The sequence below is a fragment of the Paeniglutamicibacter sp. GQ140 genome (assembly GCF_059759235.1).
Genome location: NZ_JCAXDW010000006.1, coordinates 243,257 through 256,620 on the forward strand (window position 1 = coordinate 243,257; position 13,364 = coordinate 256,620).

Sequence of the window (13,364 nt, forward strand, 5' to 3'; positions counted from 1 at the left end):
GTCCAGCGGACCCGCGCGCAAGATGCGGCACCCCCTTCTGTCCGGGGCCATCCCGGTCTAGTCTGTAGTGAGTTAATGGCCACTAACCCAATGAAGGGAAGCGCACCATGCTCATCACCGACTCAGTCGCCCTGGTCACCGGGGGAGCCTCCGGTCTCGGGGCCGCCACCGCCCGGGTCCTGTACAACGCCGGCGCCCACGTGGTGCTCGTTGACCTGCCCTCGGCTCAGGGGGACGCGGCCGCCGCGGCGCTGGGGGAGCGGGCCAGGTTCGCCGCGGCCGACGTCACCGACGAGGACCAGGTCAAGGCCGCCATCGCGGTGGCAGCGGACCTCGGCCCCCTGCGCATCGTGGTCAACTGCGCCGGGGTCGCCACCCCGGGCAAGGTGCTGGGGCGCGAGGGGGTGCTGCCGCTGGCACAGTTTGAAAAGGTCATCGCCGTCAACCTCACCGGAACCTTCAACGTGGTCCGCCTGGCCGCCGAGGCCATGGCGGGAACCGACCCGGTCATCGACCCCGCCACCGGAACCTCCGAGCGCGGGGTCATTATCAACACCGCTTCCGTCGCGGCCTTTGACGGGCAGATCGGCCAGCCGGCCTACTCCGCCTCGAAGGGCGCGGTGGCCGCCATGACGCTGCCGCTGGCCCGCGAACTTGCCCGCCACTACATCAGGGTCATGACCATCGCCCCGGGGATCTTCGAGACCCCGATGATGGCCTCGCTCTCGGCCGAGGCGCAGGCCTCCCTGGGTGCCCAGGTCCCGCACCCGGCGCGACTGGGCAAGCCGGCCGAGTACGCCGCCCTGGTGGAGCACATCGTGGCGAACCAGATGCTCAATGGCGAGACCATCCGCCTTGACGGCGCCATCCGCATGGGGCCGAAGTAGCCGCTCGGCGCGGCCATGTGACTAGTGGGGCGCCAACTCCCCGGCGCGCACCGCCACCTCGAGCCGGTTGCCCGGCACCGGGGCGGGACATACCGCATGGGGTGAGAACGCCATCGGGTAGTTCAGCGTGCGGTTGAAGTCAATGACGACGTCCGCGCCGGGGCCGGGCGTAGTGACCGTGACAAAGCGCCAGGGTGCGGTCTGCACCCCGTTGGTGGCGTCCCGGAACGCGATGGTCAGTGAACCGTCCGCATTCTGCGAGGCGCCCAGGGTCGCGCGGCGTCCGCCCAGCTCGAAGTCGACCTGGCCGACCAGTTCCGCCTTGAGCTTTGTGTCGGGGCGGTAGCTGTCGACCGGGACGACCCTCGGGGCGTGGAACGCGGTGAAGTGCCCGGGAACGACGAAGGCCGGGTCGTAATCGAAGAGCGGGACGCCGGTGAAGGCCTTCAGCCGGGGATGGGTGCGTTCCCGGGTGCGGATCATGTACCTGCCCCCGCGCACGCCCAGTTCAACCAGGGTGTCGCCGTGGCGGACAAAGTGCATCGATTCGTCCTCGTGAAGGGACTTGGACAGGGTGCCGACGACCGGGTCGCCATCCGGAGTGGTCACCGAATCGGCCGCCTCAAAGCTTGCCTTCGCGGTGGTTCCATCGGCGCTCCAGCGGCCGGGAACCAGGTCCAGCGGCCCGGGTTCCTCCGGAAGCCACTGGTAGCTGCTCAGCGACAGCCACCCAAAGGGGACGGCCAGGCCTTCATCGCGCATGCGGCGCCACTGCGTGAATTCTTGGGGTGCACTCATGGATTACAGTGTGCCACTTTCGTGCACGGCCGGGTTCCTGCCGCCATGATGGCCGAGGCGGCGGTACCGGGGGCACGGGAACGCACTAGGCTTGTTTCCATGCCTTCCTATCGAGCCCAGTTGAATATCATGGGGCTTCGGCCCGGGCATGCCCCCGAGGCAGTCATGGACTCCGCCGTGGCAGCGCTGGCCGCGGGCCACCACGTGGATGCGAACCAGCTCGACGTCGTGGCGGGGGTTCCGCGGATCACGGTGCGCTACACCGTGGAGGAAGACGGGAACCCGGATGCGCGCGCCATAGCCTCGGCGGCGGCCATGCGTGCGGCGGTGGAAAAGGTCGGGGTGACCGAAAAGCTGGTGGTGCTGCGCCGCACCCGCGGACGCTGGATCACGCTGCGCCGCTGAACACGCGGCCGGCAGGTCTAGGCGAAGTCCGTCGACTTGCCCCGCGCGGCGCGGTGCTCGGCGTGGTGGATCTGGTAGCGACGGTTCTCGGTGGCCAGCAAAACCACGAATGCGGCCATGCCCGCCAGGATGGCAATCCAAATGGAATTGTTGGTTCCCAGCACCCGCGGCACGAGTAGCCAGAACATGCCCCAGCCAAATCCGATGGCCATGATGATGCGTCCGCGTTCGGTCATGGACAGGCTTGCGGCGGCATAGCCCAGGGCCGGAACCAGCAGCGTGGCGATCCAAATGCCCGCCCCGCCGGCACCCCAGGACGCCAGCATGTTCATGAACGTTGAAGCCAGCACGACCATGCTGAAGCCGGTCATCAGGCTGACCGGCGCGTCGGTCAGCATCCGTTCACGCGCGGTGCGGGCGGTCTTGAGGTTCAACGCGCGCACGGCGGTGTACAGGAACCAGCAGCTGGCCGCGGCGAAGCCGAACGCGGGGAACAGCCAATCGTTCACGGCGCTGAGCATCCACAGCACATTGGCCGTGCAGGCAAGCGCGAACCGATGGCCGACGGCGCGCTGGCGCACCGCGGAGCGTTGCGAGGGCGCCCACGAGTAGGCGGCTCCCAGCAACGCCCAGATGAAGATGACGGGCCAGAGCAGGTGCGCGGTGGGGGCAAGGGACAGCAGTGAATGGTTGGAACCGAGCGATTCGACCGCGCCGGACGACAATGTCTGCAGGCTGGCCAGGGACACGGCCGCCGCGGCCAGGGCGGCACCGCTGCCGAGTATCCGGCGGCGCAGGTCGGCCGGTTCCTCGGCGGGGTTGGGGCCGGTTTCGGGCAGGACGTAGGGGGCCTCGTAGACCGGTTCCTCGGCCGCTGCCTGTTGATGGTCTATGGCGGCCTTGGCGCTTGCCACCAGTGCGGCCAACTCCTCCGGATCCATCGGCGGGGCCGGGGAGGAGGCCACCGGGGTCCCGGTGCCTGCAGCCACGATATCCCCGCCGGGGGCGTCGTAGCCGGCCGTCACCACGTCGTCCGCCGGACCCGAAAGCAGGTTCCCGGCGTGCAACTCGGGTGCGTCATCCACCGGGGCTTCAGCCGGGGATGGTGCCAGGGCACGCAGCCTCGCCTCTTCGGCGGCCGCGGCACGGGCATCGGCCTGCGCCTGCGCGGCCAACCGTGCTTCCTCCGCCTGCCGGGCGGCCGCATCCAGCTGGGCCTGGTGGGCCAGGCGTGCGGCTTCGCGCTTGGCGGCTTCCGCCTTTGCCTCGGCCCGGGCGACCTCGAGCAACCGTTCCTGTTCCTTGAGCTCGGCGGCCCTGGCGCGCTCGATGCGCAACCGGTGCCAACGTTTCTTGATGGTTGAGGGGGCTGCGTAGATCCTGTCGCCCAGGCGTTCCAGATTGGGCTCGGGCAGGGAATCAAGCCAGTTGTTGAGTCCGGCGAAACCGCCGGACACCGCCTTGGGGCCCGGGCCCGTCGCATCCGGCGCCGCGGAGGTTTTCTTGTCCGTCAGGTGGCGCAGCGGGGATTTGCCCGATGGCGTGTCCTCGGGACTCTTGAGCACTTCGTCCACGTTGTGGGCTTCGGGGACGGGGTGGTGCGGCACGGGGTGGGCTATGCGCTGAGAGAGCCGTTCCTTGACCTCGACAGGCGCGGCTGCCCCGGGATCCAGGACCAGGTCGGTGGTGCGGGCAGAGGGGGAGGCGGCGTTGTCCGCAATGCCATTCCCCTGCGGCTGGTTCGTGGTTTCCGGATCGGATTTTTCTGCCTCGGGCGCCTTCGACGATTCGGCCGTTTCAGCTGTCTTGGGTGCCTGCGCGCGATCGGCCTTGGCTGCCTGGGATGTTGCCGGCGCGGGGGCCTTGGCCTTCTCGGTCGTTGCCGGTTCGTCCTTGTTGGCGGACGTTGCCGGGTCCTGCGATTTGTTTGACGCGGCGGAGGTTCTGGTATCGGAATTGTTCATCTTCATCTCCTTCATCGCCGCGATGCACTTGGCGCACCGGTTTATCGGATGGCTACCAGCGTACCGAACAACCCGGAGGCGATGCCCGATTCCCACGCCTCGAGGCAAGACCTGCGAGGGTGAGCTACGCCATGGCGGCGGACGGTTCGTGTGCGATTGCTGCCCGGGCGGGGGACTCGGAGAGTTCCAGCCCCGAGGAATAGCCCACCGGTTTCCCGGAGAGCGGATCGATGAAGGAAATGCTGCGGGCCAGCAGCTGCAGCGGGCGGGCGTAGTCATCCGCCGCCAGATCCAGCAGCGTCGGGTAGAACGGGTCATTGAGGATCCCCAGGCCCAGGGCCGCTAGGTGCACGCGCAACTGGTGCGTCTTGCCCGAGTGCGGGCTCAGCCGGAACTTGGCCACCGGCACCCCCGCAAAGTGCCCGGCCGAGGTGCCGGTGCCCAGCAGCTCGATCAGGGATTCCGCGTTCGGTTCCCCCTCCTCGACCAGCGAGCGCAGCTGCCCCTTGATCTTGCTCATCCGATTGCGGTAAACCAGCGGTTGATGCCCCAGGGCCTCGAGGCGGTCGCGCAGCTCGGCGTCGGTGAGCAGGTGGTTGCCGGGTCCGGGCAATCCGTCGAAGGCGTTGCCGCTGCGTTCCTCGGCGCTGCCGCCCAGTCCGCCGGTGCCCAACACCTCGCCGGCCGGGCGGCCGGCCACCGGAACGAGCGCTGAAACGGCCTCGTAGGTCTTGGAGATCTCGCGGCGCTCGAAGAGCGTCTGGTAGGCGCCGCGGGTCTCCGGGTTGGTGGAGAAGAGCAGGATGCCCGCCGTTGCCCGGTCCAGCCGGTGCATGGGGATCAGCTCCGGGTTTCCCACGCGGTTGCGCAGCCGCACCAGCGCGGACTCCTGGATGAAGCGCCCGCCGGGGGTGGTGGGCAGGAAATGCGGCTTGTCGATGACCAGCAGGTTGTCGTCGTGGTGCAGGATCGTCTCGGTGAACGGGATCGGTTCCTCGGCCGGCAGGTTCCGGTAATACCAAATGAATTCGTGGGTCCCCAGCGGCGTGTGTTCATCCAGCGGGCTCCCGTCGAGGCCGACGACCTCGCCGCGCTCGAAGCGGCGGGTGATGCCGGCCGCGTCGACGTGCCCGAAGCGGTGCAGCATGTACTCGCACACCGTGGTCCACTGGCCGGTGGAGGGCACGCGCAGACGGGTCGCATTGACGCCGTTGCGCACGGGAAGGGGGGAAGTCATGGCCATGCACACCAGTCTGTCATGTGCGCCGGGCCCGCCCGGACGGCTGCCGTGCCGTCCGGGACGCTAGCGCGCGCCTCCGCCGCTGGCCACGTAGGAGTCCTGGCAGGAGGCGCAGAAATACACGTCGCGTTCGGCGCTGCGCGTCGATTCGGCCAGCGACTCCTTTTGCAAGGTTCCCCCGCAGCGCAGGCATGGCTGGCCGGCGCGGCCATAGACCCAGTACGGGTTCATCCCGTCCGATCCCGTGGTCACGCGCCGGGCGCGGTCCTTGTTGGCATGGAGCAGGCGGTGGGCAATGTCCACCAGGTGGCCCAGGTCCGCGACCTCGCCCACCGGGGTGCGCGGGTGCACGCGGGTGACAAAGAGCAGCTCGGAGCGATACACATTGCCCAGCCCGCAAATCAGCCGCTGGTCAAGCAACGCCAGGCCGATGGGCCTGGCCGGGTCGCCCAGCAGGCGGCGCACCGCCTCGTCCCGATCCCAGGAATGCCCCAGCGGGTCCGGGCCCAGGTGGCCGATGACCTCCACCTCGTCGGTGGTCCGCAGCACGTGCAGGAACCCGAGTTCGAAGCCAACCGCCGTGAAGGCCTGGTTTCCCAGCACCGCGCGCGCCTTGAAGGCGGGGGAGCGCCAGCGCTCGCCGGTGGCGTAGACGTCCCAGTGGCCCTCCATGAGCAGGTGCGAGTGGATGCTCAGCGGCGGGGCGGAGACCTTAGCCGGCGGGCGGGTGCGGATCAGCAGGTGCTTGCCGCGCGAAACGACGGACTCGACCATCCAGTCCACCAGTGACAGCGTTGCGTGCGCGGGCACCCTGAAGTCGCTGAGGCTCAACGTCCGGCCCCCCAGCGCGGCCTCCAATCGACGGGCCGTGCGAAAAACTGTGTCCCCTTCGGGCATCGCCAAAACCACCTATCTAACTAGAGGGGTGCACCTGCCCAAGTATTCAGGTGACCCTGGTCACCTAGCCTAGCCGGTGTGGGTTCCGGTGTGGGGAAAATTTCCTGTTGCCTAGTTTCGGAAGCGCAGTCCACTAGGCGTGGAATAGAAACCAGCGCGCCGCAGGGCCGCGCCCACGGGCGTCTCGGTGATGGGTTTTCCGTTGATTTTCTCGATACCCAGTTTGGCGATCGCGGCGCGGCGCAGCACCGCCACCAGCTCGGTGGCGATGGCATCGAGCACCGCGGGATCGGTTTCGGGGGACCCCGGGTCCCCGGACAGGTCTCCGAAGCCCAGCACCGTCTTTCCGCCGCGTTCCACGTACAGGGCAAGCCGGCCGTCCAGCAGCACGACCAGTGCACCGGCCTTGCGCCCGGGGCGGTGCCCGCCGGTGGCCTCGGGCCAGCCCAGCGCAGCACCGTAGGGGTTGGCCGGGTCGGTCGCGGCCAGGGCGAGTGCGACGGGCAATGCCCCGTGCCCGGGCTCGCGCACCAGGGCGCGCAGGCGGTCGATGGTTGCGGAGGTGGAGAACTGAGCGGCGCCGAGCCGCTCCACGAAGTAGCCGCGGCGGGTGTGCCCGGCCTCCTCGAGCCGGCCGAGCACCCGGTAGAGCTGGCCGAAGCCGCCGGGCACCGATTCGGCGGCGACCGAGCCGCGGGTTACCACCCCGTAGCGTTCGAGCAGGAACTCGGCCGCCGCGTGGGCGCGGATGGTCGGGTCCGCTTCGGGTGCGGGCAGCGCCGCCCAGCGGCCGGAGGCCGAATCCGGGAGCTGGCGGCGGCCGGACAGCTCGATGCCGGAATCCGGGCGGGAGGCACGCAGCATCGCCATGCGGCCCAGCCGGGCGGTCCGCGCCCGCGGGGCCTGGGCCGGCACCCGGTGCGCAACCTTGCCCCCGGAGAGCAGCTGGCGGATCGGGGCCAGGGTGTCGGGGGAGACCGCCGAGGCCCAGAACAGCTCCCACAGCGCCCCGAGCACCTCGGCGGCCGGCGGCTCGATGCCGGGTGCCGCACCCTGCCCGTCCGCAGACATGGGGGCGGTGGCCAACACGCGGGCCAGCTGCGGCACGAAGTAGGCGCCGGAGGAGCCCAGCACCGACAGCAGCCGGGCGGCCAGCGGGCCCATGGCCGCGGTGTCGGGCAGCGGCAGGCTGAGCGGCGCGTTTTCGGCCGTGTGCAGGGCGATCCAGCCGTCGGTCCCGGCCAGCGCCCCGGCACCGGAAACCAGCACCTCCCCGGCGCTCATGAGCTCGTCGAGCATCCATGGCTGGTAGTCCCGCACGCGGGCGGGCAGCACGTGGGATTCCAGGGCGGAGGCCGGAACCGGCACCCCGGCCAGCTGCTCGATGACCGCCAGCACCCCGTCGATGCCGCGCAGTCCCGCGCCGATGCCCTGCCAGCCCGGCAGGAACCTGGCGAAGGTTTCCTGGTCCACGGGCTCGACCTCCGCGCGCAGGGCGGCCAGCGAGCGGGTGCGGATCATCCGCAGCACCCCGGCATCGCAATACTCGGTGGCGCTGCCGCCGGCCGCCGGGGCGTCAAGGAGCATTTCGGCGGGCCGGAACGCCCCGACCATGACGCGGGAATCCGCAACCAGCCGCTCCAGCACGGAAGCGACCACCGCGACGCCCAGGCCCAGGGCTGCCGCGACGTCCCCGGCCGTGAAGGGCCCGTGGGTGCGGGCGTAGCGTGAGACCAGGTCGCCCACCGGGTCTGCCACCGGTTCGATGAACGCCAGCGGCACGCCATGGGGCAGCGGGACCCCGAGTCCGTCGCGCAGCCGCGGGGCATCCTCGATTGCGGCGAACAATTCCCTGCCGCCCAGGCGCACCGTTAGGGCGCGGTTGGCGCGCACCAGCTCCTCGAGGTACCCCGCAGCGGCCTGGACCGGATCGGTGCCCGCCGCGGTGTCCTCCGCGGGCCGCAGTCTGGCCGCCACCGCCGCGGCGTCCAGCGGGCCGAGCATCCGCAGCAAATCGGCGGTTCCCTCAAGCCCGGCCAGCTTGCGGTTCTCGGCAACACGCTGCAGCTCGTCCTGCGTGCGGGAGATGACCTTGGCGTCGAGCAGCTCGCGCAGCTCGGTGCGGCCCAGCAGCTCGCCCAGCAGCGCCGGGTCCAGCGACAGGGCCGCGGCGCGGCGCTCGGCCAGCGGCGAATCGCCCTCGTAGAGGAATTGGGCCACGTAGCCAAAGAGCAGCGACTGGGCGAAGGGGGAGGGGGTGCGGGTCTGCACCTCGCGCACCGCGATGCCGCGCGAACCCACCGCGGCAAGCAGGTTCTTAAGTGCTGGCAGGTCGTAGACGTCATTGAGGCATTCGCGCACCGTTTCCAGGATGATCGGGAAATCCGGGTACTTCCGCGCCACGTCCAGCAGCTGGGCGCTGCGCTGGCGCTGCTGCCACAGCGGGGTGCGCTTGCCGGGGCTGGTGCGCGGCAACAGCAAGGCGCGGGAGGCGCATTCGCGGAAGCGGGAGGCGAAGAGCGCCGAATTGCCCACCTGCGCGGTGACCACGTCCTCGATTTCGTCGGACTCAAAGAAGAAGAGTTCGGCACCCGGCGGTTCGTCGTCCATCGCCGGGACGCGCAGCACAATCCCGTCGTCGGCGGCCATCGCGGAGCCGTCCAGCCCGTAGCGTTCGTGCAGCCGCGCCCCGACGGCCAGCGCCCAGGGAGAGTGCACGGGCAGCCCGAAGGGCGAATGCAGGATGACCCGCCAGTCACCGAGCTCGTCCACGAACCGCTCGACCACCAGCGTCTTGTCGCTGGGGACCACCGTGGTGGCTTCCGCCTGGGCTCCCAGGTAGTTCAAGAGATTCCCGGCGGCAAAGGCATCGAGCCCGATGCTGGCCAGTTTCTCCCGCGAGGCTTCGGCGGGCAGGTTGACCAGCTCGGAAGTGAACTTGCCCAGCGCCTCGCCGAGTTCCACCGGCCGGCCCTGGGTGTCGCCCTTCCAGAACGGCAGCTTTCCCGGCTGCCCGAAGGCGGGGGAGACCAGCACCCGGTCGTGGGTGATGTCCTCGATCCGCCAGCTGGTGGCCCCCAGCGCAAAGACGTCCCCGACCCGGGACTCGTAGACCATTTCCTCGTCGAGCTCGCCGACCCGGCGCCCGCCCTTGGCCCCCGAGTTGTCCTCGGAGCCGATCAGGTACACGCCGAAGAGCCCGCGGTCAGGGATGGTTCCGCCGCTGATCACGGCCAGGCGCTGGGCGCCGGGCCGTCCGGTGAGCACCCCGGCATCCCGGTCCCAGACAATGCGCGGGCGCAGCTGCGCGAACTCGTCCGAGGGGTACTTGCCCGCGAGCATTTCGAGGGTCGCGGTGAACGCGGCGCGCGGCAGCGCGGCGTAGGGTGCGGAGCGGCGGACCGTCTCGAACCAGGCCTCGACCCCCAGGTCCTCCAGGGCGCAGGCGGCCAGGGTCTGCTGCGCGAGCACGTCCAGCGGATTCGCGGGGATGTGAAGCTTCTCGATCCTGCCCTCGCGCATCCGCGAGACCGTCAGCGCGGTGGCCAGCAGGTCGGCCCGGTGCTTGGGGAAGAAGGTGCCGGTGGAGGTCTCCCCGACCTGGTGCCCGGCGCGTCCCACGCGCTGCAGGCCGGAGGCCACCGAGGGCGGGGACTCGACCTGGATCACCAGGTCCACCAGGCCCATGTCGATGCCCAGCTCCAGCGAACTGGTCGCGACCACGGCATGCAGCACCCCGGTCTTCAGGTCGTCCTCGATGTTGGCCCGGGTCTCCTTGGACACCGAGCCGTGGTGCGCGCGGGCCAGTGGCGCCACCGCCCCCGCCTCGCCCGCCGGGACGCTGGTGGCGGTGGTTCCGGCCTGGGCCATGATGGCCGCGGGCATGGAAGTGCCCGGCTGCACCCGCACCGCGGGCGTCCCGGCCGTCATCTCGGCGCCGGCGGAGCCGATGCCGTTCGGGGCGAACGCCGCCTCGGGGCCGCTTCCCGCGGTGCGGGTTTCGTGGATCTCGTTCAGCCGCCCGGTGAGCCGCTCGGCGAGCCGGCGCGAATTGGCAAAGACGATGGTGGAGCGGTTCGCCTCGATCAGATCGACGATCTGTTCCTCGACGTGCGGCCAGATGCTGGCCTGCGGGGCGAGCCCGGAGCCGGGCCCCAGGTCGTGGGCCGCCGCGGCGGCGGGCAGGTCGGTCATGTCCTCGACCGGCACCCTCACGCTCAGTTCCCAGGTCTTGGTGATCGGCGGGGCGATGATGCTCACCGGGGCGGTTCCGCCCAGGAAGCGGGCCACCTCGTCGCGCGGCTCGACCGTGGCCGAGAGCCCGATGCGCTGGGCCGGGGAGGGAAGCAGGGCATCGAGGCGCTCCAGGGAAATCGCCAGGTGGGCGCCGCGCTTGGTCCCCGCCACCGCATGCACCTCGTCGATGATCACGGTGTGCACGCCGGCCAGGGACTCGCGGGCCCTGGAGGTGAGCATCAGGTAGAGCGACTCGGGGGTGGTGATCAGGATGTCCGGCGGGTGGGTCACCAGCTTGCGGCGTTCGCCCGCCGGGGTGTCCCCGGAGCGGACCCCGACCGACACCTGCGGAACCGCGAGCCCCAGGTGCGCCGCGGTGGCCTTGATGCCCACCAGCGGGGCGCGCAGGTTGCGCTCGACGTCCACGCCCAGTGCCTTCAGCGGTGAAATGTAGAGCACCTTGGTGCCGCCGGATGCGGCTGCGGATTTCTTGGCGTTGGTCCCGGGGCTCGCCCCGGTTTCCAGGCCGGGGAGTGCGGGGGACAGGATTTCGGTGGCGGTGCGGGCAAAGGAATCCAGGGCCCACAAAAAAGCGGACAGCGTCTTGCCCGATCCGGTGGGGGCAACGACCAGCGCATGCTGGCCGGTGGAAATGGCATCCCATGCCCCGATCTGGGCGGGCGTCGGCGCGGCAAATGCCCCCTCGAACCAGGCCCGCGTCGCGGGGGTGAACCGCTCAAGGACGTGCGCCGCCTCAACATTCTTAGCCATCGTCCCCAGCCTAAACGCTCGGAGCGTCAATTAGGGGCCGGTGCACCGTTGCTGCACCGGGCTAAACGTGGTGGTACTTCCCGCCTCCGGAAATTTCCTGGGCGCGGTAGAGCTGCTCGGTGAGGATCAGTCGCACCAGCTGGTGCGGGAACACCAGCTTTGACAGGCTCCAGGTGAAATCCGCGCGGGAGTGAACCGACGCGTCGACGCCGTAGGCGCCGCCGATCACCACGGTGATGTTCCGCGAGGTGTCGAAGGGGCGCTGCAGGGTCTTGGCCAGCGCGGGGGAGTCGATGTTCTTTCCGCGCTCGTCAAGCAGCACGAGGAAGTCCCGGGCGTCGACCTTGGCCAGGATCCGCTCGGATTCCTCGGTGCGGGCCGCATCCCCCTCGCGTGCCGAGTGGGGGAGCAGCTGCCATTTGATGTCGAAGGGCTTCTTCATGCGCTTTTCGTAGCGTTCGATGCCCTCGGTCACCCAGGACTCGTGTTTCTTGCCGATGGCCAGCACGCGGATTGTCATGCCTCCATCTTCCCGCATGGACTCGGCCGCTCCGGCACCGGAAGCCTCCGCCGCTGCCCGGGCCGCGGCCCGAAGGCTAGGCTGGCTTACATGAATCCAGCACGCCGTCCCGGGAAGAACCGCCGACATGTCGGGTCGATCCTGGCTTTTTCCCTTGCCATCCTGCTGGGACTTTTTGCCGTGGCACGCCGCGTCTGGGTATCGGCGCGCGTCGGGGACCTGCCCAACACCTGGGACATCCCGGTCCTTGAATGGATGGTCTCGAACCGCACTCCGGCAGCGACAAACGCCGCCTGGTTCTTCACCGTCATGGGGGACACCCCGGCGATGACCATCCTGGCATTTTGCGCCGCAGTGTTCTTCTGCCTGCACACCCGCAGCATCCGGCCCGGGGCGCTCATCGTCGTGACGGCAGCAGGTTCCGTGGCCTTGACCATCGTCCTGAAGACGACGCTGGGCAGGGCGCGTCCGTCGTTGGATAGCGTGCTTGCGCCGATCCCCGCGTCCTTTGCCTTCCCCAGCGGCCATACACTCAATTCCATCGCGATCCTGGGTGCCATCGGATACCTCTCGATCCTTGTCCTGCGACGTCTCTGGGCCCGAATCCTGGTGTTGGGCGCCCTGGGCGGCTTTGTACTGGGCGTGGGGTGGAGCCGGATCTACCTGGGACATCACTGGCTGACGGACGTGCTGGGAGGACTGCTCATTGGCGCCGGCTGGGCTGCGGTGGTCATCCTGCTGCACCACTTCGTGCTGCTGCGGAACCAGCGCACGGTGCGGTGGCTGCAACTCTGAGCCCCTCGCGGGGTCATCATCCACGACCTTCCCTCGAACCATGGCCGTTTTCAGGCGTAGGCTGAATTGCATGAGGGTGATCGTTCTCGGCGGCAGCGGAAACCTGGGCAAGCGGGTCGTTGGCCGGCTGCATGAAGCCGGACACGACGTGGTGGTGGCGAGCCGGAGCTCGGGAGTCGACGCCTACACGGGCTTTGGCCTGGAGGTGGCGCTGCGCGGTGCCGACGCCGTGGTGGACTGCCTGAACATGATGTCCGTCAACGCGAGCGCCTGCATCGACTTCCATGACACCACGGCCAGGAACATCATCCACACCGCGGAACAGGAACACGTCAAGCACCTGGTGTGCGTCTCGATCATCAATGCCCGCAAACCGGAAATCAACAGGCGCATGGGCTACTACCGGGGCAAGGCCGCGCAGGAGGCCCGCTACCAAAACTCGAAGATCCCCACGACGATTGTGCGGTCCACCCAGTGGTTCGAGCTGGCCGAGACCCTGCTTGGCCAAATGAAGATTGGGCCGGTGGCGGTGGTGCCCCACATGCATTGCCAGCCGGTGGCGGCCGATGCGGTGGCGCGATTGGTTGTCTCCACGGTCGAGTCGGGGAAGGACGCCCCGGCGGGGGTCGAACTCGCCGGTCCCGAACCCCGCAACATGGCCCACTTGGCGCGCCTGGTTTCCAGGAACAACGCCGTCTCGCACAACGGCGGCCCCCACGCCCGCGTCATCGGGGTTCCGGTGCCGGGCATGAAGGCGTTGAACGGCGGGCTGCTCCCCTCCAATTCCGTCTTGACGGACCCCACGACCTTCGAGCAGTGGCTGGCCAACGGCCGGAAGGCCTGAGCAGCGC

At 69.5% G+C, this 13,364-nt stretch carries 10 protein-coding genes; 4 read left to right on the top strand and 6 right to left on the bottom strand.

Annotation, left to right across the window (positions count from 1 at the left end; genetic code table 11):
- Positions 1-107: 107 nt before the first annotated feature.
- Positions 108-887 carry an SDR family NAD(P)-dependent oxidoreductase gene (locus AC6CHY_RS11050; protein WP_217390647.1) on the top strand — a complete coding sequence of 260 codons (780 nt, stop codon included), beginning with the start codon at positions 108-110 and terminating at the stop codon, positions 885-887.
- Positions 888-908: 21 nt separating this feature from the next.
- Here the strand turns inward: AC6CHY_RS11050 and AC6CHY_RS11055 are convergent, their stop codons facing one another.
- Positions 909-1,685: a DUF1684 domain-containing protein gene (locus AC6CHY_RS11055; protein WP_217390648.1), complete on the bottom strand. Its 777-nt coding sequence runs from the start codon at positions 1,683-1,685 to the stop codon at positions 909-911.
- A gap of 99 nt (positions 1,686-1,784) precedes the next feature.
- Between AC6CHY_RS11055 and AC6CHY_RS11060 the strand changes: the two genes are divergently transcribed.
- Positions 1,785-2,090: a hypothetical protein gene (locus AC6CHY_RS11060; protein WP_217390649.1), complete on the top strand. Its 306-nt coding sequence runs from the start codon at positions 1,785-1,787 to the stop codon at positions 2,088-2,090.
- A gap of 17 nt (positions 2,091-2,107) precedes the next feature.
- On the opposite strand, the gene AC6CHY_RS11065 is transcribed toward AC6CHY_RS11060, so the two are convergent.
- The 5 genes from AC6CHY_RS11065 to AC6CHY_RS11085 form a co-directional block, all read right to left on the bottom strand.
- The gene (locus tag AC6CHY_RS11065; protein ID WP_217390650.1) at positions 2,108-4,054 is read right to left on the bottom strand and encodes a TspO-related membrane protein; all 1,947 of its coding nucleotides are present in this window, start codon (positions 4,052-4,054) and stop codon (positions 2,108-2,110) included.
- A gap of 124 nt (positions 4,055-4,178) precedes the next feature.
- Positions 4,179-5,291, bottom strand: coding sequence for a pseudouridine synthase (locus tag AC6CHY_RS11070; RefSeq protein WP_254456372.1), 1,113 nt, complete (start codon positions 5,289-5,291; stop codon positions 4,179-4,181).
- A gap of 66 nt (positions 5,292-5,357) precedes the next feature.
- Positions 5,358-6,191, bottom strand: a complete 834-nt coding sequence (locus AC6CHY_RS11075; RefSeq protein WP_217390652.1) for a DNA-formamidopyrimidine glycosylase family protein — start codon at positions 6,189-6,191, stop codon at positions 5,358-5,360.
- Between the two features lie 111 nt (positions 6,192-6,302).
- Positions 6,303-11,198 carry an ATP-dependent helicase gene (locus tag AC6CHY_RS11080; protein ID WP_498226723.1) on the bottom strand — a complete coding sequence of 1,632 codons (4,896 nt, stop codon included), beginning with the start codon at positions 11,196-11,198 and terminating at the stop codon, positions 6,303-6,305.
- A gap of 61 nt (positions 11,199-11,259) precedes the next feature.
- Entirely contained in the window at positions 11,260-11,718 is a 459-nt protein-coding gene (locus AC6CHY_RS11085) for a 23S rRNA (pseudouridine(1915)-N(3))-methyltransferase RlmH (RefSeq protein ID WP_217390654.1), read from the bottom strand.
- Positions 11,719-11,808: 90 nt separating this feature from the next.
- Between AC6CHY_RS11085 and AC6CHY_RS11090 the strand changes: the two genes are divergently transcribed.
- Both AC6CHY_RS11090 and AC6CHY_RS11095 read left to right on the top strand, forming a co-directional pair.
- Entirely contained in the window at positions 11,809-12,513 is a 705-nt protein-coding gene (locus tag AC6CHY_RS11090; protein ID WP_498226724.1) for a phosphatase PAP2 family protein, read from the top strand.
- A 70-nt stretch (positions 12,514-12,583) separates the two neighbouring features.
- The gene (locus AC6CHY_RS11095; RefSeq protein ID WP_498226725.1) at positions 12,584-13,357 is read left to right on the top strand and encodes an SDR family oxidoreductase; all 774 of its coding nucleotides are present in this window, start codon (positions 12,584-12,586) and stop codon (positions 13,355-13,357) included.
- The last annotated feature ends 7 nt before the right edge of the window (positions 13,358-13,364 follow it).